The sequence below is a fragment of the Clostridium sp. AM25-23AC genome, assembly GCF_003435125.1.
GTDB lineage: Bacteria > Bacillota > Clostridia > Lachnospirales > Lachnospiraceae > Pilosibacter > Pilosibacter fragilis.
The window spans coordinates 11,972-33,629 of the sequence record NZ_QWGI01000019.1; the positions used below are offsets into that span (position 1 = coordinate 11,972).

Annotated in this window: 21 protein-coding genes; 4 read left to right on the forward strand and 17 right to left on the reverse strand. The window is 49.2% G+C overall.

What is annotated here, in order from left to right; translation table 11 throughout:
- Nucleotides 1–22 precede the first annotated feature (22 nt).
- The 7 genes from DW677_RS12025 to DW677_RS12055 all read right to left on the reverse strand — a co-directional run bounded on the left by DW677_RS12025 (nucleotide 23) and on the right by DW677_RS12055 (nucleotide 7,193).
- Nucleotides 23–925 (reverse strand): dihydroorotate dehydrogenase, encoded by a 903-nt coding sequence (locus DW677_RS12025; protein ID WP_117567378.1) that lies wholly within the window; start codon nucleotides 923–925, stop codon nucleotides 23–25.
- Entirely contained in the window at nucleotides 922–1,755 is an 834-nt protein-coding gene (locus DW677_RS12030; RefSeq protein ID WP_117567380.1) for a dihydroorotate dehydrogenase electron transfer subunit, read from the reverse strand. The genes DW677_RS12025 and DW677_RS12030 overlap by 4 nt, the downstream gene beginning before the upstream one ends.
- Before the next feature lie 127 nt (nucleotides 1,756–1,882).
- Nucleotides 1,883–2,800: an orotidine-5'-phosphate decarboxylase gene (gene pyrF, locus DW677_RS12035; RefSeq protein WP_015553547.1), complete on the reverse strand. Its 918-nt coding sequence runs from the start codon at nucleotides 2,798–2,800 to the stop codon at nucleotides 1,883–1,885.
- A 179-nt stretch (nucleotides 2,801–2,979) separates the two neighbouring features.
- A complete protein-coding gene (locus DW677_RS12040) occupies nucleotides 2,980–3,747 on the reverse strand; it encodes a nitroreductase family protein (protein WP_117567382.1) in 768 nt (255 codons plus the stop codon).
- 290 nt (nucleotides 3,748–4,037) lie between these two features.
- Nucleotides 4,038–5,831 (reverse strand): oligoendopeptidase F, encoded by a 1,794-nt coding sequence (gene pepF / locus DW677_RS12045; protein WP_117567384.1) that lies wholly within the window; start codon nucleotides 5,829–5,831, stop codon nucleotides 4,038–4,040.
- Between the two features lie 325 nt (nucleotides 5,832–6,156).
- Nucleotides 6,157–6,831 carry an LrgB family protein gene (locus tag DW677_RS12050; protein WP_015553553.1) on the reverse strand — a complete coding sequence of 225 codons (675 nt, stop codon included), beginning with the start codon at nucleotides 6,829–6,831 and terminating at the stop codon, nucleotides 6,157–6,159.
- A 2-nt stretch (nucleotides 6,832–6,833) separates the two neighbouring features.
- Entirely contained in the window at nucleotides 6,834–7,193 is a 360-nt protein-coding gene (locus tag DW677_RS12055) for a CidA/LrgA family protein (RefSeq protein ID WP_015553554.1), read from the reverse strand.
- 291 nt (nucleotides 7,194–7,484) lie between these two features.
- Between DW677_RS12055 and DW677_RS18805 the strand changes: the two genes are divergently transcribed.
- Nucleotides 7,485–8,345: a GNAT family N-acetyltransferase gene (locus DW677_RS18805; protein WP_242992164.1), complete on the forward strand. Its 861-nt coding sequence runs from the start codon at nucleotides 7,485–7,487 to the stop codon at nucleotides 8,343–8,345.
- Nucleotides 8,346–8,403: 58 nt separating this feature from the next.
- On the opposite strand, the gene DW677_RS12065 is transcribed toward DW677_RS18805, so the two are convergent.
- Complete coding sequence (locus tag DW677_RS12065) at nucleotides 8,404–9,135, reverse strand: GTP pyrophosphokinase family protein (protein ID WP_015553556.1); 732 nt, start codon at nucleotides 9,133–9,135, stop codon at nucleotides 8,404–8,406.
- 444 nt (nucleotides 9,136–9,579) lie between these two features.
- Between DW677_RS12065 and DW677_RS12070 the strand changes: the two genes are divergently transcribed.
- The gene (locus DW677_RS12070) at nucleotides 9,580–10,422 is read left to right on the forward strand and encodes a D-amino acid aminotransferase (RefSeq protein ID WP_117470720.1); all 843 of its coding nucleotides are present in this window, start codon (nucleotides 9,580–9,582) and stop codon (nucleotides 10,420–10,422) included.
- Between the two features lie 200 nt (nucleotides 10,423–10,622).
- Here the strand turns inward: DW677_RS12070 and rpoN are convergent, their stop codons facing one another.
- The 3 genes from rpoN to DW677_RS12085 all read right to left on the reverse strand — a co-directional run bounded on the left by rpoN (nucleotide 10,623) and on the right by DW677_RS12085 (nucleotide 12,996).
- Complete coding sequence (gene rpoN, locus DW677_RS12075; RefSeq protein WP_117470721.1) at nucleotides 10,623–11,945, reverse strand: RNA polymerase factor sigma-54; 1,323 nt, start codon at nucleotides 11,943–11,945, stop codon at nucleotides 10,623–10,625.
- Between the two features lie 6 nt (nucleotides 11,946–11,951).
- Complete coding sequence (nth, locus tag DW677_RS12080) at nucleotides 11,952–12,605, reverse strand: endonuclease III (RefSeq protein WP_117567386.1); 654 nt, start codon at nucleotides 12,603–12,605, stop codon at nucleotides 11,952–11,954.
- Nucleotides 12,606–12,744: 139 nt separating this feature from the next.
- Nucleotides 12,745–12,996 (reverse strand): acyl carrier protein, encoded by a 252-nt coding sequence (locus DW677_RS12085; RefSeq protein WP_015553560.1) that lies wholly within the window; start codon nucleotides 12,994–12,996, stop codon nucleotides 12,745–12,747.
- A 499-nt stretch (nucleotides 12,997–13,495) separates the two neighbouring features.
- On the opposite strand from DW677_RS12085, the gene DW677_RS12090 reads away from it, so the two are divergent.
- Entirely contained in the window at nucleotides 13,496–14,188 is a 693-nt protein-coding gene (locus DW677_RS12090) for a hypothetical protein (RefSeq protein ID WP_015553561.1), read from the forward strand.
- A gap of 131 nt (nucleotides 14,189–14,319) precedes the next feature.
- Entirely contained in the window at nucleotides 14,320–15,339 is a 1,020-nt protein-coding gene (locus DW677_RS12095; RefSeq protein ID WP_015553562.1) for a GGGtGRT protein, read from the forward strand.
- Between the two features lie 199 nt (nucleotides 15,340–15,538).
- Here the strand turns inward: DW677_RS12095 and DW677_RS12100 are convergent, their stop codons facing one another.
- The 6 genes from DW677_RS12100 to DW677_RS12120 form a co-directional block, all read right to left on the reverse strand.
- Nucleotides 15,539–16,909 carry an MATE family efflux transporter gene (locus tag DW677_RS12100; protein ID WP_181968347.1) on the reverse strand — a complete coding sequence of 457 codons (1,371 nt, stop codon included), beginning with the start codon at nucleotides 16,907–16,909 and terminating at the stop codon, nucleotides 15,539–15,541.
- A 219-nt stretch (nucleotides 16,910–17,128) separates the two neighbouring features.
- On the reverse strand, nucleotides 17,129–18,523 hold the full coding sequence (gene gltA, locus DW677_RS12105) for an NADPH-dependent glutamate synthase (RefSeq protein ID WP_117484773.1): 1,395 nt from the start codon (nucleotides 18,521–18,523) through the stop codon (nucleotides 17,129–17,131).
- Between the two features lie 22 nt (nucleotides 18,524–18,545).
- Nucleotides 18,546–19,430 (reverse strand): sulfide/dihydroorotate dehydrogenase-like FAD/NAD-binding protein, encoded by an 885-nt coding sequence (locus tag DW677_RS12110; RefSeq protein ID WP_015553565.1) that lies wholly within the window; start codon nucleotides 19,428–19,430, stop codon nucleotides 18,546–18,548.
- 469 nt (nucleotides 19,431–19,899) lie between these two features.
- On the reverse strand, nucleotides 19,900–20,418 hold the full coding sequence (locus tag DW677_RS12115) for a dihydrofolate reductase (protein ID WP_117472104.1): 519 nt from the start codon (nucleotides 20,416–20,418) through the stop codon (nucleotides 19,900–19,902).
- 127 nt (nucleotides 20,419–20,545) lie between these two features.
- Nucleotides 20,546–20,674, reverse strand: a complete 129-nt coding sequence (locus DW677_RS19100; protein WP_278286998.1) for a hypothetical protein — start codon at nucleotides 20,672–20,674, stop codon at nucleotides 20,546–20,548.
- A 126-nt stretch (nucleotides 20,675–20,800) separates the two neighbouring features.
- The gene (locus DW677_RS12120) at nucleotides 20,801–21,472 is read right to left on the reverse strand and encodes an MBL fold metallo-hydrolase (protein ID WP_117567388.1); all 672 of its coding nucleotides are present in this window, start codon (nucleotides 21,470–21,472) and stop codon (nucleotides 20,801–20,803) included.
- Nucleotides 21,473–21,658: the final 186 nt, after the last annotated feature.

Sequence of the window (21,658 nt, forward strand, 5' to 3'; positions counted from 1 at the left end):
ACTTCCTTTCAAAATAATATTCTTAGTGCACAGCACCAATTAACTCGTGGATATCTTCCACACCGTACTTCTTCATGTGCGCCTCGATGCCCTCGATCACCTGGATCGTCGTATCCGGGTTGATGAAATTCGCGGTTCCGATGGACACTGCTGTCGCACCTGCGAGGATGAACTCCAGCGCGTCCTCAGCCGTCATAATGCCGCCCATTCCGATCACCGGGATCTTCACGGCGTTGGCAACCTGATATACCATGCGGACAGCCACCGGTTTGATCGCCGGGCCGGACATACCGCCGGTCTTGTTTGCCAGGGCGAATGTGCGCTTGTTGATATCGATCTTCATTCCCGTGATGGTGTTGATCAGAGATACCACATCCGCTCCGCCTGCCTCAACGGCTCTCGCCATCTCAGCGATATCCGTAACGTTCGGGGAGAGCTTCATGATCACCGGCTGCTTTGCAACCTTCTTTACCGCCTTTGTGATCTGCTCCGCACATTTCGGATCCTGACCGAATGCGATTCCGCCCTCTTTCACGTTCGGGCAGGAGATATTGATCTCAAGCATATCCACATCAGCGTCAGCAAGACGCTCCACAACATCCACATAGTCGCTCTCGGACTTTCCGCAGACATTAACGATGATCTTTGTGTCATGCTGTCTTAAGAACGGAACGTCGCGCTTCATGAACACGTCGACGCCCGGTCCCTGAAGACCGATAGCATTTAACATTCCGCCGTAAACTTCCGTCACTCGCGGGGTCGGATTTCCCGGCCACGGCACGTTTGCGATTCCTTTTGTTACAACAGCGCCGAGACGGTCAAGATCGATCATCTCGCCGTATTCCATACCGGAACCAAAGGTACCGGAACAGGTCATAACCGGGTTCTTTAACTCTACACCGGCAAGTGTTACTTTTGTATTCATGCCTGCCCCTCCTTCTTGATCATGATGCCGGAGGCGATGCGCTCGCGCTGCTCATCCGGAGTCAGAAGTTCTACCTCTTCAGCGCGGAATACCGGACCGTCCTTGCAGATTCTCTTGTTTCTCACGTTACTGTGCTCATCAATGTCCTTGCTGTGGCATACACAGCCAAGACAGGCACCGATTCCGCATGCCATCTTTTCTTCCAGAGAGATATAGCACTCGATCCCGTTCTCCATTGCGTAGGTCTTTAATGCCTTCAACATCGGAGTTGGTCCGCATGCGTAGATAATATCCGCGGTAAGCTTCTCCGCGCGGATCGCGTCGATGACATTTCCTTTTGTTCCGACACTTCCATCCTCTGTCGCGATCACGACATCGGCGTATTTGCGAAGCTCGTCCGCGAGGAAGGTCTCTTTATCTCTGTAACCGATGACTGCTGTCTTCTCGCAGTCAAGGTTCTTAGCAAGCTCTAACATCGGCGGGATTCCGATTCCGCCGCCGATCAGGAATGCTTTTTTCTTCTTTAAGGGGAATCCATTTCCCAGCGGTCCCATAATATCGAGGGTATCGCCTTCCTCGTATGCGGAAAATTCCTTTGTTCCGGCTCCCGCGATGCGGTAAACGATCCGAAGTCTTCCATTCTCCTTGTCTGCCTCGCAGATACTGATCGGACGCGGCAGAAGCTTTGACTGGTCATTGGTGTAAACAGCGATAAACTGTCCCGGTACGGCTGCTTTTGCCATCTCCGGTGCGTCAAGCCACATGCTGTAGATTCCCTCTGCCAGTTTTTCCTGGCTGTGGATCACAGCGTTTACTTTTTTCTGTGCCATGGTTTCCTCCTGGTGGTTTACTATCAGTATTCCGGTGCTTTTCCAACTTTCCGGAACACTGTTTTTATATGGTTACAACACATCAGCCACGGACATACGCCATGGCTGATAAATTTTCAATGTACTATTATAATACGGAGTTGATATCCGCGATCATATCCACAACGGCCTGTCTGGATGCCTCTGCGAAATGTTCCGGACCGAACTTTGCGTATTTCTCCTGCTTATACGCAGCGATGATTCCTCTGGAGGAGTTTACGACAGCTCCGAGACCATCCTCGTTGAAACAGTGCATTAAGTCTTTCGCGGTACCGCCCTGTGCGCCGTAGCCCGGTACAAGGAAGTATGTCTTCGGCATGAGCTTTCTTAAGATCTTGCTCATCTCCGGATATGTAGCGCCCACAACAGCGCCTACGTTGCTGTAATCGCCGTCCATGCTTGCTTCGCCCCACTCAACGACCTTCTCTGCGACTAACTCGTAGAGCGGTCTTCCGTCTACAAGGCGGTCCTGGAACTCGCCGCTGGACGGGTTGGATGTCTTAACGAGAACAAAAAGGCCTCTGTCCTCATCGTTGCAGACATTGACGAACGGTTTGATTCCGTCTGTTCCAAGGTACGGGTTTACTGTGATAAAATCCGTATTAAAACCGCGGCATTCATTGCTTCCAACTTTTACACTTCCGATATGTCCAACTGCATATGCGGAGGAAGTGGATCCGATATCGCCTCTCTTTACATCTCCGATCACAAGGAGTCCCTTATTCTGGCAGTATTCGATCGTGCGGGCATATATTTTAAGACCCTCAATGCCAAACTGCTCATACATTGCAATCTGCGGTTTCACTGAGGGAATCAAATCATAAGTGTTATCAATAATTTCTTTGTTAAACTGCCATACAGCCTCGGCAGCTCCTTCCATGGTCTCGCCGAAGTCCTTAAATGCTCTCTGGACAATATGGTTCGGGATATAACCTAACATAGGGTCAAGACCGACGCAGATCGGTGCCTTTGTCTTCTGAATCTTCTGTATGAGCTGACTGATCATAGTTTCCTCCTCCGATGTAGTTGCGTTTCTACAACACCTTATTCTTTCCAATTTTAGCATATGGTGTTTCCGGTTTCAAGTAGAAATATAGAGGTTGGGAAAATTTCTGCAATTTGAGGAGAATCGGGGAATATTGTGACAGATGGGGAGGAGGCCAGACAGATGCGGTGTGGCGTTTTTCAACTATGAAACACAATCGTACAGACATACTCCCCATTCTTATAATCCTTCTTAGCAAACTGCTCCTCCACCAGCGTCTCCATGTTCATCCAGTATTCCTCTGCTGCCAGCATGATATGTGACAGCATGATTCCCATGTTGAACTCCTTGAAGGCCTTCGCTCCTTTTCCGGAGAATGGGGCGGCTTTTTTCATGAAGATGTAGAGGCGGTCGGAGTAAACGACGAAGCGCCAGGGCTGGGAGTTGAAGGAGGACGGGGCGAGGCGGGCGGCGCGGAGGATCGACTTTACCTGTTCTCCCGGTTCATCCTTGAAGGCACAGAGAGCTGCCAGGGAGTTTCTGTGTGCCATGGACGAATCGCGGAACGGCTTTGCGGATGCTTTGCCGAAGGCGATCACGAGGAAACGCTTCAGTCCGTCTTTTTTATCCTCCCCTGCTTTTGTCGCTCCGAGATAGCAGGTTCCGAGTTCCTTCGATGTAAGGTAGAGGACTGCCTGCTCTGCTGCGTACCCGGCATTTCGCATGGAAAGGCGGTCATCGCCGCAGTATACCGCAAGGTAGTACGGTGCTTCCGTCTTCCAGAGTCCGTGGACCTTCAGCTTTTTGTCGGTGTTGTCCACGATCTCAAATTCTACCGGCTTTTCCTCATCTAAAAGCGCTACATTCTTCAGGTACCGTTTCAGCCCCTCCAGTTTCTCCGGCTCAATCTTTTCCATCCGGTATTCTCTGACGGAACACCGGTTAAAAATTGCCTCATAAATACTCATAACTGCTCGCCTCTTCTCCTCATGCCGACTCTTCATCCCTTGATCAGCAAACACTGAACTCCAATTTCATAGCCAATGAATTACAGCCTTTCAGCAGATCTGCGTATTTACTATGCAGACCTTAAAAATCCATCACATGGAGCATAACAAAATTTCATCAAAATACTTTGAAATGAATTCTCGATTGCGCCATGCACATGCTGAACAGCTGCAATCCTTTATGTTTTTTGATACCTTTCAGTCCGTACTGCGTCGGTACGAACCAGAAATCTCTGACAAAAAATTCCTTTTTACGCCAGCTCTTCCATCTCATCCAGCAGCCCCTCAAACACCTTCACAGCCTCATTCACAACCTCCGGCTCTTCCATGTCAAGACCTACAAGCTTCAGTAATTCCACCGGAGTCCTGGAACAGCCGCCTTTTAAGAAGCGGAAATAGCCATCCTTCGTCTCCGTGTCGCCTGCCAGGATCCGTCTCGCGATGGCCATCGCCGCCGAAAATCCGGTGGCGTACTGGTACACATAAAACTGCATGTAAAAGTGCGGGATCCGCTCCCACTCGTGGTCGATGTCGGAGTCGATCACGGTCTCTTTCCCATAATACTCCGAATTCAGCTCATGGTAAAGACCACAGAGCAAATCTTTTGTGAGCGGGGTTCCATTCCAGGAAAGCTTATAAGTCTCCCACTCGAACTCCGCGAACAGGGCCTGACGGAAAAGTGTCGTGCGGAACCGTTCCGCAAGCTGGTTCACCAGATAAAACTTCTCTTTTCTGTCCTTTGCCTCGTTGATCATGTAGTTTAAGAGCAGGATCTCATTGCAGGTGGAGGCCACCTCAGCCACAAAGATCCTGTATCCTGCGTAGGTGTAGCTCTGGTTCGCGTTGGAATACCAGGAGTGAATGGAATGCCCCATCTCATGGGCCAGCGTGAGGACAGAATTCAATGTTCCATCAAAGCTCATCAGCACATACGGGTGAACGCCGTAAGCGCTGTTGGAGTACGCGCCGCTTCTTTTTCCCTCATTCTCATAGACGTCGATCCAGCGGTTCTCAAATCCTGTTCTCAGGAGATTCAGATACTCCTCTCCTAACGGCTTTAGCGCCTTTAAGATCAGCTCCTGCGCCTCCTTGTAGGTGTAGGTCTTCTCATAATCTTCCGTCAGCGGCACATAGAGATCATACATGTGGAGCTCAGAGACATTCATATAGCTCTTTCTGAATTTCATGTACCGGTGCATCAGCGGCAGAGCGTTATGGACGGACTCGATCAGGTTGTCGTAAACCTTTTCCGGGATCTCATTCCCCGCCAGGTACATGGCTCTTGCGGACGGATATTTTCTCATTCTCGCATAGAAATTTCCCTGTTTGACATTTCCCTCATAGTTTGCGGCAACGGTATTTGCGAACTGACGGTAGGAGGCGTACAGGGAATGGAACGCTGCCTCGCGGACACTCCTGTCCCTGCTCTCGATGAGCTTTCCGTATCTCGCGTGGGTCACATCCACCAGCTCCCCGTTTTCATCCTTCACCGGCTCAAATTTCAGATCCGCGTTGTTGAACAGGGCAAACACCGATGATGGCGTTCCCGAGATCTCGGAGGCGGCAGCTAAGATCGCCTCCTCCTTCTCCGATAACCTGTGAGCCTTTTTCGCCAGCAGCCGTTCCAGCTGTTTCTTATAGTGGGCAAGCTCCGGAGATGCAAGAAATTCTGCCATCTTCTCATCCGGGATACTTAAAATCTCCGGATCCGCGAAGGAAGATGCCGCCATCGCTTTCACAGCCAGGGACTGGACTCTCGACACCAGCGCCTGGTTCTCGCTGACGGAGGTATCCTGGTCCCGCCTCTGCATCGCATACGCATAAAGGAGAGAAAGTGTCTCGTCCACAGACTCATCATATGTCAGATAGTTCTTCAGGTATTCCGCGGAGTTTCCAAGTTTTTCCCGGTATGCCTCATACTCCTGGATCCGCTCCTCCACACCGTCCATGAGTTCCTCGAACTTTTCCGGTGATTCGATCATGTCCTCCAGTTTCCAGGTATCCTGTTCTTCGATCTCTGAACGTTTCTTTACACTCTCAGCCATGGCTTTCTCTCCTTCTTAAATCAGATCTTTTTCATGATCTAATTTTTGCACAATCCCGCGCAAAAATCCATCCCATTTTTAATTTTTTCTCAAATTATTGCGTGTCCCCCCACTCCGTTCATCACGAAGCAAAGGTCATGAATGTTCACCAGTGACAGAATTCAATGTTGGTATATTTCGTATGTAAAAGAATGTGCCCCGATACATTGATTTGCCCCGCACAGCCACATACAGCAGCTTACACATTTGCGCAGGGTCATGCATTCAGGACACATTTCTCCATTTATTGGTCGGACCAATACAGCTATAAAAATACGTCTAACGATCAGATCAATCCCGACATGATCGGCACGCTCACAACCGTCATAAGTCCTGCTACCGCGATAGACAGGCTGCTCATGGCACCTTCCACTTCACCAAGCTCCAGGGCCTTTGCTGTTCCAATAGCATGGGCGGATGTTCCCAGTGCCAGGCCTTTCGCGATCGGCTCCTTGATTCCGATGAGCTTGAACCAGCCGTCCGCAACGATATTTCCAAGAATTCCTGTGATGATGATGCTCACGATGGTCATGGTCACGATCCCACCTGCTTCCTCAGATACGCCCATTCCGATCGCTGTGGTGATGGACTTCGGAAGCAGGGATACATAGTGCACATGTTCCAGCTTAAAGATCATGGACATCACATAGACGCTGACAACGCTTCCGATGACACCCGCGGTGATCGCCGTCGCAACAGCCGTCAAGTTTCTCTTCAACAGTTCCAGCTGCTTGTAAAGCGGGATCGCAAGGCATACCGTCGCCGGGGTCAGAAAATAGCTGATATAGGACGCTCCCTCATTATAATCCGTGTAGGTGATCCCCGTGGCCTTTAAAAACGCGATTACGAGAATGATCGCCACAAGCAGCGGATTTAACACCGGCCAGCCGAATTTCTTCTTTAATTCCATACCGATCAGGTATGCAAAAAGACTGACAAATACTCCAAAATATAACGGCATCTCTATTTCTCCCCTTTCTTCTGTCTCTTGATGATCCACTCTGCCGTCACTCCGGTGATGGACATGACGATGAATGTGGTCACGAAGGTAATGATGAGCATCGGGATCATGACAGCCTTCAGCTCTTCGATCTTATCAATAATTCCCACAGCCGCCGGGATAAACATCACCGGCATCAAATCCAGAAGCAGGTTTCCCGTAACTTCCACGTCAGAGAGCTTAATGATTCCGCTGCACAGACCGCCAAGAAGAATGAACAGACCATATACTCCGGCAGGTACCGGAAGCGGAATGAACTTATTTAAGAGTTCTCCGACCATTGTGATCCCGAAGATGATCACAATTTCCTTCACGTACTTCATAATGTTTCCTCCTCATTTTGTTGTCTCACGCAAAGACTAGCAACCATTTTAGCACCGCTTATGCGGAACGGCAATAGAAAAAAGCACGGAATTTTTCTTGAATTGGTCGATTTTTCTGTATATACTTATGTTCATGATATTGGAGACAAAAAGCTTTTACTCTCTCCGATACAGGATCACTCCGCACTGCGTGCTCTGGCAATCCGCAAAGCATTCCACTGCCCGGAATCAGTATGGTATTCCAGTAAATGACTTTCGGAAATTTTCCGGCTTTTTCAGGAGGATTTTTTTATGAAATTACACAGGGTCCATTCCCTTGATTCTTCCCAGATCAGACAGCTCCAAACCATGGTAAATAAATGCACCGATTCTGACGGAACCAGACTTTCGTTCCCGTTTGATGAGGCTGATCTCTTTCTCTATTTTGAACACGACGGTTCCATCGTCTCCGCCATCGCTTTTATCCCTATAGAGGGCCTGCTCTATGAATGCTCTGCCTTCACGGATCCGGAGTTTCGCGGTCATGGACACTTTTCTGGGCTTCTGGATGCGGGAATCGATGAACTTCCGGAAGATTCGGAGTTGATTTTTTATGCGGATAAGAGAAATTCTGCCGCTGCTGCCGTTCTGGAGGCGATCGGAGCAGAAATGAATTCCGAAGAACATATGATGAAGCTGCTGCCAGAAAACTTTTCCATCATTGACTGCCACTCCAGCCAGACAGGATCCGATGTCAGTGCCCTTGATTTAATTGCTGATATTCACTCTGAATGTCTGAATCTTGACGGCACTCTGACTCTCCGCTTTCACTCTGACCACGCCGTTATCAACTTCTCCGTCTTCCCTTCCCACTACTACCTCTATGGCTTTGAAGTGGAAAAATCCTTCCGCGGTAAGGGATATGGGACAAAGTTTTTAAGTACAGTACTTGCACAGTTGCTGAACGGTAACGCAGCCGCCATCGAGCATTCACCACTTTCGCCGGAAACTTCGTACCATATTTCAGACGTGAGAAGCGCAGGTGCCGCTGCTGACAATACTGCCCCACGCCCGGTCCTTCTCCAGGTATCCGGCGGCAACGCCCCGGCTCTCACCCTGTACAAAAAAACAGGGTTCCGTATCACCGAAACCCTGTGCTGCTATCTCTATTAAGTCATACCTTATCGGGACTGCTGTGGACTTTACGCTTCCGCAGTCCCCGAACCGCTCCTTACATCGGATCCTTATCGAACTGGAGCAGATTTTCCTTACTCTCCCGGTCCTCGATCTTCCGGCGGAGCGACAGCATCTTTAGATCTGTCTGCGCGATCACCTCAGCGCATTCCTTCAGCTCTTCACTGATCTCACTTGCATCTTCCACATCTTTCTTATACTTCATCTGGTGGTCAAGACTAGCCCAGAAATCCATCGCGATGGTCCGGATCTGGACCTCCACGCGCATATTTTCTTTCCGGTCGGAAAAGAATACCGGAACCTCGATGATCATATGGTAACTGCGGTATCCGTTGACCTTCGGGCATCGGATATAATCCTTTACCATAAGGACATTGATATCATCCTGGCGTGCTAACATCTCAGCCACCGTATAGATATCGTCCACGAAGGAACAGATCACGCGGATCCCCGCCACATCGTAAAGGTTCTCCCGTACCGATTTTACGGAGATCGGGAAACCGCGGCGGTGAAGCTTCTCAATAATACTCTCCGGCTTCTTCACCCTGGATTTGATCATCTGGATCGGGTTTCTCTGATTCCGAATCGCCAGATCATCGTTCAATACCTCTAATTTCGTCTTCACTTCCCGGATCGCACATGTGTAACGCATATTCAATTCCCGGAACTGACGTGCCTCATTTAAAAAACTCTCCGGGATCTCGATCGTTCCCGGCGCGTTGACAGCAGACTGGTACAGTTCGCCGTTTGGGTTCATACTGATGTTCATTGGTAACTCCCTGCACTTTCCTGATTTTATTTATGCGACAGATCTTTTCCAGATATCTGCCGCCATGCCGCGAAAAGCTGCTTTGCTTCCGCCCTGCAAGATTTTCATAATTACGCGTAACCGTTCAGTACCCTCACAGTTACGCGCAAAAATCCATTCCAAATCGGCTGCGCCGATAGGATTTTTGCCTTCCAGCCTAATTTTTCTTACGGTCAGCGCAGTAAATGCGCAGACCTACTGAACAGTTACAATTATTCTATATTATACAGGAAATTCTCACATATGACAATGGGAAAATATAGGGCGTTTTATACAATACGTCCAAAAACATTGGCTGAAATTCTTCCTCTTTCCTTTACTTTCCTCCTGTTCCATGCTATGATAGCAATAGTATAATTTCAGTTATATCCGAAAAATTTTTCGTGAGTTCAGGAGGAAATGTAAATGAAAACACTTGGCTACTACAACGGCAAATTCGGGCCTCTGGAAGAGATGACCGTTCCGATGAACGACCGCGCATGTTACTTCGGAGACGGAGTATACGAGGCAACGCTGGCAAGAAATGGAAAGATCTTCGCCCTGAAAGATCATCTGGACCGTTTTTTCAACAGCGCAGGTCTGATCAAGATCGATATTCCCTACACTAAAGACGAGCTGGCAGCAATTCTCTATGATATGCTGGCAAAGATGGACGATAAGGATATCTTCATCTACTGGCAGATGACCCGGGGAACCGGTATCCGTCAGCACCAGTTCCCGGAAAAAGGAACAAAGCCGAATCTCTGGATCTTCATGAAACCTGGAAAACCGGCCGACTCCGGCAAACGCTTAAAGCTCACTGATATGGAGGATACGCGTTTCCTGCACTGCAATATCAAGACTCTGAACCTTCTTGTCAACGTCATGGCTGCAGAGAAAGCGGAGTCCCTCGGATGCGGCGAATGTGTCTTCCACCGCGGCGATATCGTCACTGAGTGCGCCCACAGCAACGTCTCCATCATCAAGGACGGCGTATTTAAGACCCACCCGACAGACCACTATATTTTACCGGGAATCACAAGAATGCACATCATCCAGATCTGCAAGGATAACGGAATCATCGTCGACGAGACACCATTTACCATGGCAGAACTCATGGATGCCGACGAGATCATTGTCTCCAGCTCCACAAAATTCTGCTCCCCGGCCTGCGAGATGAATGGCACTCCGATCGGAGGAAAGGCACCGGAGTTAGTGGATCTGATCCAGAAGAAGTATACGGAAAAATTTGAAAATGAGACCATGTAAATGATCAGGGGCTGCCGCTCAGCGATATTCACATATCACTGAGACGGCAGCCCCCATTTTTATCCGTAACTGTTCAGTACCCTCACAGTTACATACAAAAATCCATTCCAGATCGGCTGCGCCGATGGGATTTTTACCTTCCAGCCCAAGTTTTCTTACGGTCAGCGCAGCAAGTGCGCAGACCTACTGAACAGTTACCCTTATCCATCTTTTCTCTGGAACACGCCTCCAATTCCAAGCTCCATCCGGTACTTGGCAACGGTTCTTCTCGATATCGGCATTCCTGCATCCTGTAAAAGACCTGCGAGCTGTTCATCGCTCCAGGGCTTTTTCTTATCCTCCGCCGCAACCAGTTCTTTCAGCTTTGTCTTTACTGTATTTCTGCTCACATCGCCGTTTCCGTCCGATGAGACGATTCCAGTCGTAAATAAGCTGCGGAACAGGACACATCCCGACGGCACTCTCAGATATTTGTCACGGATCGCGCGGCTGACCGTGGATTTGTGGATCTCCAGTACATCGCCGATATCCTCCAGTGTCATCGGTTTCAGCTGACCTTTTCCGAGGAAATAATCTTCCTGTCGTTTCAGGATTTCCCGTGTGATTCCCAAAATTGTTGTTCTGCGCTGCTTCACCGCGTTCATAATAAAGCGGGCTCTGCGCAGTTTATTCTCAAAATATGATTTTAATTCCTCATCCTGGGCGGTCTCCATCATATGAATGTAGAAATCGCTGACCTGGAGATTTCCAGTCCATTTATCATTCAGTTCGATGTTCCACTGCCCATCCTGAAACTCCAGGATCACATCCGGTAGAATATATTGGGCTTTCTCACCGCCGATCCCATTTAATGGGCGCGGATTTAAGTTCTTGATCACATGGATCAGTTTTCTCACCTCTGCTGAAGAAATTTTCAAGCCTCGCGAAATCGTGCTGATCTTTCCTTCCGCGATGTCTTGGAGATGGTTCCTTATTATGTCGGACAGGAGTTCTTCCTCATCCATCCCACGAACCTGCATCAGAAGACATTCTTCAAGTCCTGACGCAAAGAGTCCCTGCGGCTCCAGCTCCTTCAACATAGAGAGAACTTCCTCCACCTGTTCTTCCGCAACTCCAAGATCTTTCGCAATATCTTTAGGCGGAATCATCAGATATCCACTCTGTTCCAGGGACTGGATACAGAAGTCCACGATCTTTCGTTCCGTCTCCCCGATCTGCTCCCACTGGAGCTGCGTATTCACAAGGTCTTCCAATGATTTCTCGCTGTCCTCAATCTCGTACAGCTCATTTTCCCTTCTCTCATCCCGGTCTGTACCATTGTAAAACCGTTCCGTCTCTTTATAGGTAATCGGCGCTGCTTCTTCTTTTCCCGATGTATATTCCACCAGCGGATTTTCGATCTCCTCATTCTGCAGAAAATCCTTTAACTCCGTCATGGACATTGCCAGAATATTCAGAGACTCTACCTGAAGCTGCGAAAGCTGCTGCTTTGTCTGCAATGAAATTCCTGTCTTTATCTCCATGTCTCTTTACTCCACTCCGTTCTTCTCACAAAATTCTGCCAGACAGCATTTGTCACAGTACGGTTTCGTCCGCGCTGTACAGACAGCCCGGCCATGTTCTACAAGTCTGTGGCAGAAATCATTGCCCTCTTCCGGCGGGATGATCTTCCAGAGAGCCATCTCCACTTTTTTCGGCTCCTTGATCCCGTCCACAAGACCGATCCGGTTCGTCAGGCGGATACAGTGGGTATCAGTGACGATCGCCGGTTTTCCGAATACATCCCCCATAATAAGGTTTGCACTCTTTCTTCCAACGCCCGGAAGCTTTAAGAGGGCATCGAAATCATCCGGTACGTTTCCGTGATACTGCTCGTAAAGAATCTTCATGCAGGCGCTGATGTCCCGGGCCTTGCTTCTTCCAAGGCCGCAGGGGCGGACGATCTCCTCGATCTCGTCCACATCTGCTTCCGCCAATGCCTTCACATCCGGAAACTTTTTGTAGAGATCCTGGACTACCACATTGACTCTGGCGTCGGTACACTGAGCCGCAAGGCGGACACTGACTAAAAGTTTCCACGCCTCGTTGTAATCCAGGGTGCAGCCGGCATCCGGGTATTCTTTTTTTAATGCCGCAATCACTTTTGCCGCAAGTTTCTTCTTTTCTTCAAGTGTTTTTTCCATATGTATGCTCCTGTATATTTCCTGCCTGTTTTCCCCGCATGTCCAAAATCAGCTGCCGTTTATGTTTTTCATAGACACCAGCCAGAATTTTCTTCGGCAGTTGTTCTAGAATTTGATGCTGTCCGCAATTTTCAGGCAGTCAGTTTTTCTGATTCAGCTGATCCAGCACGTCCTGGACCGTCATATATTCCACATGTTCCGGCATCTCAATCGTCACGCCGAACCGGTCATCCACTTCCGATATAAAGTATACGATCAGGAAGGAATCAAGCCCGAGATCACTGATCAGAAATGCGTCTTTTTCGATCGGTGTGTCGATGTACGCTTCCAGGATCTCTCCGAGAATTTTCAGTTCTTCCTGTTCTGTCAGATCATTTTTTTGAGGATCCATTTATCCACCTCCGTTTATGTGCTCCCAGGATCTGAACATCCAGGAAGACGAAGTTACGTTCCTTTTAGTATAACGCTGAAATGTCTGGTTTACAATGATTTTCCTTTCAAAAAGATGCCGCATGCCAAATCGGCAAAATCCACTCCCACCACTGTCCTGTACGGAATTTTCAGTTCAGAAAATTCCTTCCCGTGTACAGTAATCTGCAATGCATACCAGTATGAAATTGCTTGCCGCCGCGAACATCTATGCCAGGCATATGGATGTGCCAAGACATATTTAGAACATGATTTTCCGAGATATAAAACTCATTCCACTATAAGAAATCCCGGGTTCTGCTGTCCTGTCATAGCTCCGATTTCTGTTAAAATTACTTCTCAAAATTTGAATATTTTGGAAAAAGGTATGGACGAAACATGATTTTTGTGAGAAAATGAAACGGGTATGATGTGATTTTTTTAACGAGCATTAAGAACCATATATTGAAAGGAGTCTCAACATGATTTATTCACATGAAGTAGAACAGATGTGCACGGTTGCGCAGGGCGTGAACCATGGCGCAGCTCCGATCCCGGAGGAAGCGAAATGGGTACAGTCTAAGGAAATCAAAGATATTTCCGGTCTGACACACGGTATTGGCTGGTGTGCTCCGCAGCAGGGTGCCTGTAAGCTGACCCTGAATGTAAAAGAGGGTATCATTCAGGAAGCACTTGTAGAAACCATCGGATGTTCCGGTATGACCCACTCCGCAGCTATGGCAGCAGAGATCCTTCCGGGCAGAACGATCCTCGAAGCATTAAACACCGACCTTGTCTGTGATGCGATCAATACAGCAATGAGAGAGCTCTTCCTCCAGATCGTTTACGGAAGAACTCAGAGTGCATTCTCCGAAGAAGGTCTTCCGATCGGCGCAGGCCTTGAGGATCTTGGTAAAGGTCTCCGTTCTCAGGTTGGTACCATGTACGGTACTTTAAAGAAGGGACCGCGTTATCTTGAGATGGCTGAAGGCTATGTAACCGGTATCGCTCTTGACGCTGAGGACCAGATCATCGGCTACCAGTTCGTAAATCTTGGTAAGATGACTGACTTCATCAAAAAAGGCGACGATCCGACAACTGCTTACGAGAAGGCAAAAGGACAGTACGGCCGCGTAGCAGATGCAGTGAAGATCATTGATCCGCGTCAGGAGTAAAGTAAAATTTCACGCCTTGTGGGAAATTTTACGCTACGCAAACGGAGCAGCGCGGAGTTCGCGTTTCCCGTTTTCACAAAGAATAACTGACGTGACATTTCCGTGAGGTTTAATGGAAGAAGGAGAATAAAATGGCATTATTTGAATCCTATGAGAGAAGAATTGACAAGATCAATTCCGTATTAAACAGCTATGGCATCGCATCCATCGAAGAAGCTGAGAAGATCACAAAGGATGCTGGCCTTAACGTATATGATCAGGTAAAGAAGATCCAGCCAATCTGCTTTGAGAACGCTTGCTGGGCTTACACAGTAGGCGCTGCGATTGCGATCAAGAAAGGCTGCCGCCGTGCTGCAGATGCTGCTGCTGCGATCGGTGAAGGTCTTCAGGCTTTCTGTATCCCGGGTTCCGTTGCTGACCAGCGAAAAGTAGGTCTTGGACATGGTAACCTCGGTAAGATGCTCCTTGAGGAAGAGACCGACTGCTTCTGCTTCCTCGCAGGACACGAATCCTTCGCTGCTGCTGAGGGCGCGATCGGTATCGCAGAGAAGGCAAACAAGGTTCGTAAAAAACCGCTCCGCGTTATCTTAAACGGTCTTGGAAAAGATGCGGCACAGATCATCTCCCGTATCAACGGCTTCACATATGTTGAGACAAAAATGAACTACTATACCGGCGAGGTTGAGGAAGTATTCCGCAAATGCTACTCCACAGATCCGGAGAGCCCGCGTGCAAAGGTAAACTGCTACGGTGCTAACGACGTAACAGAGGGTGTTGCAATCATGTGGAAAGAGGGCGTAGACGTTTCCATCACCGGTAACTCCACAAACCCGACACGTTTCCAGCATCCGGTTGCAGGTACATACAAAAAGGAATGCGTAGAAAAAGGCAAGAAGTACTTCTCCGTAGCATCCGGCGGCGGCACAGGCCGTACCCTTCACCCGGATAACATGGCAGCAGGTCCGGCTTCCTACGGTATGACAGATACCATGGGCCGTATGCACTCTGACGCCCAGTTCGCAGGTTCCTCCTCCGTTCCGGCTCACGTTGAGATGATGGGTCTGATCGGTATGGGCAACAACCCGATGGTTGGTGCGACAGTTGCTGTTGCTGTTTCCGTACAGCAGGCTGCTGATGAAGGTAAGTTCTAAAAAATCCTTATTTTATGGGACTTTTTCAAGTCGTTCATAGTGTGGGATAGTAATAAAAAGTCGTTCATTTGTCGATTATTTGTATACCACACTTGTATACCAAAGAATCTGGGGCTGCCGCACATTAGTGCGACAGCCCCAGATTCATGAATTCAAATGATCTTCTTTCGGATAAAATCCTGTTTTATGTTCTTCTCGTCTATTCTGCCTGCTCCTGTTTTTCCTTCAGCTCCCGCAAAATCCCCAGAACAATCACTACTCCCAGCACAAAGGTCAGAGCATCTGCTACCGGCTGGCACAGCTGCAGACCTCGGATTCCGAATTTCACCGGAAGAACAAAGAGTGCCGGGATCAGGAATAATCCCTGACGTCCTGCTGCCACAAGGGAAGCGCGGAAGCCATATCCGATCGTCTGCGTCATCATATTGGACATAACGATCCATGCCGACAACGGCAGTGTAACGCACTGGAAGCGCAATGCCCAGGTTCCGATCTCGATCACATCAAGATCTTCCTTCCGGAAGATCCGCATGATCTGCGGAGCGCCGACAAAGCTTACGACCGAAAGCGTCACCAGAAATACCACAGCGACCTTAACGCAGAACCAGAAAGCTTCCAATACGCGGTCATACCGTTTCGCACCGAAATTGAATCCGCACACCGGCTGAAAGCCCTGTCCGAAGCCGATCATGGCCGAACCAATGAACATCATATAACGGCTCACAATGGAAAGTGCTGCGATCGCTGCATCTCCGAACGGATTCGCCGCTACATTTAACGCTGCGGTTGCAATGCTCGCAACGCCTTGACGACAAAGTGACGGGATTCCGCCATGGAGGATCTCTCCATAGAGTGAAAGAGACAAGGTGATCTTCCCCGGTTTGAGATGGACACAATCCTTTCTCAGAAGGCTCTGGAAGAACAGGATTCCAAAGCTAATGCACTGGCTGAGCGCCGTTGCCAGAGCCGCACCGGAGATTCCAAGATTCAGGCCAAAAATAAGGATCGGATCCAGGATCATATTCAGGATCCCACCGGTTGTGATTCCGATCATGGAGTAAACGGCAAGTCCCTGAAACCGGAGCAGATTATTCATAGAAAGGGCTCCCGTCATGACAGGTGCTGCCATCAGAATGTATTTCGCATAATCCTTCGCATATGGTGCGATCGTATCGGTGGCCCCTAAAAGGCGCACCAGCAGATCCAGATTCGGCAGACAGACCGCCGCAAACACAAGTCCTACAAAAATAGCCGTATAAAAACCGGTGGAGGCGATCCGCTCGGCCTTCTCCTCATCCCGGCTTCCAAGGACTCTGGAAAGATAATTTCCACTTCCCATTCCAAGTGTAAATCCAAGTGCCTGGATCATCGCCATCAGCGAATAACTGACGCCTACCGCTGCCGATGCACTGGTGCTGATCCGACTGACGAAGAAGGTGTCCGCCATATTATAGATGGATGTCACCAGCATACTGATGATCGTTGGGATCGCCAGACTGGGGATCAGCCGGGAGATCGGGGTTTCTGTCATTTTGATATATCGTTCTTCCTGAGTCATGGGACTCCTCATGCTTGCTTCCTCCGTATCTTATTTTTTTACAGATATGCAACCTACTTCTTCGCGCAAGTATGCTTCCTCGGCACAGTCGTGCCTTTTTGATCCACAGAAAGCTCCTGTGAATCAAAAGAGCCGCCGACGGAAGTCCTCTTCCACAGCAGCTCTTTATCATCCGGTCAAAATCGGTCCGGTCCCTATATGGAAACCGGTCCGGTCTTGACCCGCCTCTTTTTATTCTGCTTTCTTACCGCTCAGATACTCATGGATTCCGCGCGCTCCTGCTTTTCCTGCCTCCATGGCGAGAATTACGGTAGCGGCGCCGGTTACGGCATCTCCACCTGCGAATACACCCTCGCGGGATGTCTGGCCATTCGCCTCATCTGCAACGATGCATCTGTGCTTGTTGATCTCAAGTCCGCCTGTTGTGGAGGAAATCAGCGGATTCGGGGAAGTGCCGAGAGCCATAATGACGGTATCAACATCGATGGTGTAGTCGGAACCTTCGATCTCGACCGGACGGCGTCTTCCGGATGCATCCGGCTCACCGAGTTCCATCTTTCTTACGGTCATGCCCTTGACCCAGCCCTTTTCATCGGTCAGGATCTCCGTCGGGTTTGTTAAGAGGTTGAAGATGATTCCCTCTTCCTTTGCGTGGTGAACTTCCTCCGCTCTTGCCGGAAGCTCAGCCTCACTTCTTCTGTATACGATATGAACCTCCGCACCGAGACGGAGAGCGGTTCTCGCTGCATCCATCGCAACGTTTCCACCGCCGACAACAGCAACCTTCTTTCCTGCTGCGATCGGAGTATCGTAGTCATCGCGGAACGCCTTCATCAGGTTGCTTCTTGTGAGGTACTCGTTCGCGGAGAATACGCCGTTCGCGTTCTCGCCCGGGATTCCCATAAATCTCGGAAGACCAGCACCGGAACCGATGAAGACAGCCTTGTAGCCCTCTTCATCCATCAGCTCGTCGACTGTTACAGACTTGCCGATAATTACGTTTGTCTCGATGTCAACGCCGAGTTTCTTCACATTCTCGATCTCCGGCTGTACAACGCCCTGTTTCGGGAGACGGAACTCCGGGATACCGTAGGTTAAAACTCCGCCCGGCTCGTGAAGAGCCTCGAAGATCGTTACCTCGTAGCCGAGTTTTGCGAGATCGCCTGCACAGGTAAGACCGGACGGACCGGAACCGATGACAGCGACCTTGATGCCGTTTGTCTTCTCCGGCTTCTCCGGAACAACACCGTTCTCTCTCGACCAGTCAGCTACGAAACGCTCGAGCTTGCCGATGGAGACAGCCTCGCCCTTGATGCCGCGGACACACTGGCCCTCGCACTGGCTCTCCTGCGGGCAGACACGTCCGCAGACAGCCGGAAGTGCGGAAGATCTGCCGATGACCTTTGCAGCCTCTGCGTAATTTCCTTCTTTTACTTCTTTTACGAATGCCGGGATATCGATCCTAACCGGACATCCCTGTACACATCTCGCGTTCTTGCAGTTTAAGCATCTGGACGCCTCTGCGACAGCTTCTTCTTCATTATATCCATAGCAGACTTCCTCGAAGTTCGTTGCGCGAACCTTCGGCTCCTGCTCTCTTACCGGGACTTTTTTCATTCCATCCATGTCATTTCCTCCATATCACCGATCATTCGCTGCAGTTACCGCATCCGCCGTGGTGGGTATCGCCCTCACGGAGTTTTAAAAGCGCACGGCCTTCCTCGGTCTTATACATCTGCTGACGTTTCATTGCTTCGTCGAAGTTTACGGCATGTCCGTCAAATTCCGGTCCGTCTACGCAGGCGAATTTCACCTTGCCGTCTACGGTCACACGACAGGCACCGCACATACCGGTTCCGTCTACCATGATCGGGTTTAAGCTTACGACTGTCGGAATCTCAAGTTCTTTTGTGAGAAGACATACGAATTTCATCATGATCATCGGTCCGATCGCAACGCAGACATCGTATTTCTTGCCCTGATTGTTTACAAGATCCTTGATGACCTCGGTAACCATTCCCTTGTGTCCGTAAGAGCCGTCATCTGTTGTCACATAGAGATTTCCGGCAACAGCCTTCATCTCCTCCTCAAGGATCAGCAGATCCTTTGTCTTGGATCCCATGATGACATCAACATCGATCCCATGTTCCTTTAACCATTTTACCTGCGGGTATACCGGAGCGGTTCCGACACCGCCCGCAACGAACAGATATTTTTTCTTCTTTAATTCTTCGATATCTTCTTTTACGAAATCAGACGGATTTCCAAGCGGCCCGACAACGTCGCGGAAGGAATCTCCGGCCTGTAACGCGGACATACGCTCTGTGGACGCGCCCACTGTCTGGAATACGATGGTGATCGTCTCCTTCTCACGGTCATAATCACAGATCGTAAGCGGAATGCGCTCGCCCTTCTCATCCATCTTCACGATCACAAACTCACCCGGTTTGCAGTTCGCGGAAATTCTCGGGGCTTTTACGACCATCAGATAGATCTTATCTGCAAGCTTTTTTGCCTCTAAAATAGGATACATATCCCATACCTCCTGTTTCCTGAGTCTTTCTGCACCTGAGATTTTCGGCACAGAAATCATACGATTGCAGCACAATGGCTGCTTTCTCATCCATCACACACTGATTGCAGATCTGACTCCGATGTGTTTTCGGATATCAGACCATTCACACACACTTATTGCCCGCTGTTCTTACAGCAATACGGCAATATTAGAGATATTTTATCATCTTTTGCCTGGATGCGCAACATAGTTTCCTTTATTTTTCTGTACTTCTGTATCACTTTCCTGTAACGCAGTGATTATTTGTAACTGTTCAGTAGTTCTGCGCACTTGCTGCGCTGACCGTAAGAAAACATAGGCTGGAAGACAAAAATCCCATCAGCGAAGCTGATCTGGAATGGATTTTTGCACGTAACTATGAAGGTACGGAATCGTTACGATTATTTTCACAAGCCCACTTCTTTTCTGCAGCTGTACCTGACAATTTCTAGACTTCTCCCAGTTCCAGCGCTTTTTTTCCAATCCGCTCATATCTGCGGAATTCATAGCAGAGATCAAAATATGTCTGCTCATCGCTGTCCGCTGTAACTTCCCAGTCCGGGTCTTTATCCAGGTTCGGAAGCCAGGTGTCCGCCATGTACTCGTAATCGATCCATGTGATGTGGGCTGTGTCGCAGTACGGGAGGAATGCCTCGTAAATTTCAGCGCCGCCAATGATGTAGATGTCCTCCGACTTGAACTGCTTTAAGAATTCCATGGCATCCTTTAAATTATGAAAGATCTCGCATCCTTTTACTTTGTACGCCTCATCTCTCGTGAGGACCACATTTTTTCGTCCTGCCAATGGCTGTCCTGCCGGAAGACTTTCCAGTGTCTTTCTTCCCATGACGATCACTTTTCCCTTTGTCTCCTCACGGAAAAGCTTCTGGTCATCCGGGATCGTCACCAGGAGTTTCCCTCTGTTTCCAATGGCCCAGTGTTTATCTACTGCCGCAATGATATTCATGGCTGTTTCCTCCTTTATATCCTGCCGTTTCGTAACTGTTCCGTACCTTCGCCTGCTGAACCTGCACCGACAGTTTTTTTCCTGGTCCCCGGCAGCAGTTACGCTGTTTATTACATTGTTTAACATTTTATCGTTCTGGATCCGCGTCATTCATGCATTCCCGCCGGATGACCTTCAATGTCGCCGCCGCGTTTAAGAGAAACGCAAAATCCGGCTGTTCTTCCTGCTTTACGCCTTTATGGTATGTTGCGAGCATGATTTTCAGCTGCTCTTCCTCTGTGGGGTATTTCCTGATGATCTCAACGATCTCATCTTTTGTCCGTTTTAATCCCGCTTCCAGATAATCCCATACCCGGTCCGCGGAAAATTCTTCCTTCTTTAATCACGGAAGCAGCGCTGTCCCTGCGTCCTCCGGTGTCAGGATCCCCACATGGGTGATGAATATCCTTTTTGCTCCCGCATGGCGCAGCTTTTCCACCGCGTCCAGAGACATCTGATACCCTACAAGATAGCATGGCATGTAAACCTCGCTGGTGGTCACACCCACAGTCTCACTCGCAAAGATCACATCATGGTCTACCATGTAGGACAGGGAACATTTCGTGTGTCCCGGTGTCTCGAATACCGTGATCTTATGATCACCGAAATCCAGGATATCTCCCTCTTTTACGACCTTGTCTACCACAAGATCTTCATCCCGGTAGTCCGGGGCTTTTGTAAGTCCGGCCCCCTGCGCTGCCGCGTCGGAGAGTTCACGCATCGTCTTTTTTGCTGACGGTTTTTCCAGGATCTTCTTTGCGTAAGCACTTCCATAGACCACAAGATCCGGCCATTCCTTTCTGAGAAACGGGACACCGGAAATATGGTCATAATGGGAATGGGACAGGAGAACCGCGTCTAATGGCCTGTCTCCCAGTTCCCGTTTTATATTTTCGATCATTTTGTCCGCAGAATATGCCATTCCGGCGTCAAAGAGCACGTTTTTTTCTCCCTTTATGAGGTAAGCCGCCCGGCTCGCGTCTCCGCAGACGCAGACGATATAGTCGTTTTTCATTTTGTCCTCCGTTCAACCGGCACACGCCGAAGTCCATTCTTTTTTTCGAATCCCTATTATAATGAATTTCTCTGTGATTGGCAAGTTTTCATCTTGTGTATACAAAAAAAAGCCGTTATAATGGGAATGCATCCGGCGGTGTGGACGGTGCTCGGAAGCACCGGACTGCTTTTCGCCAGACTTTAA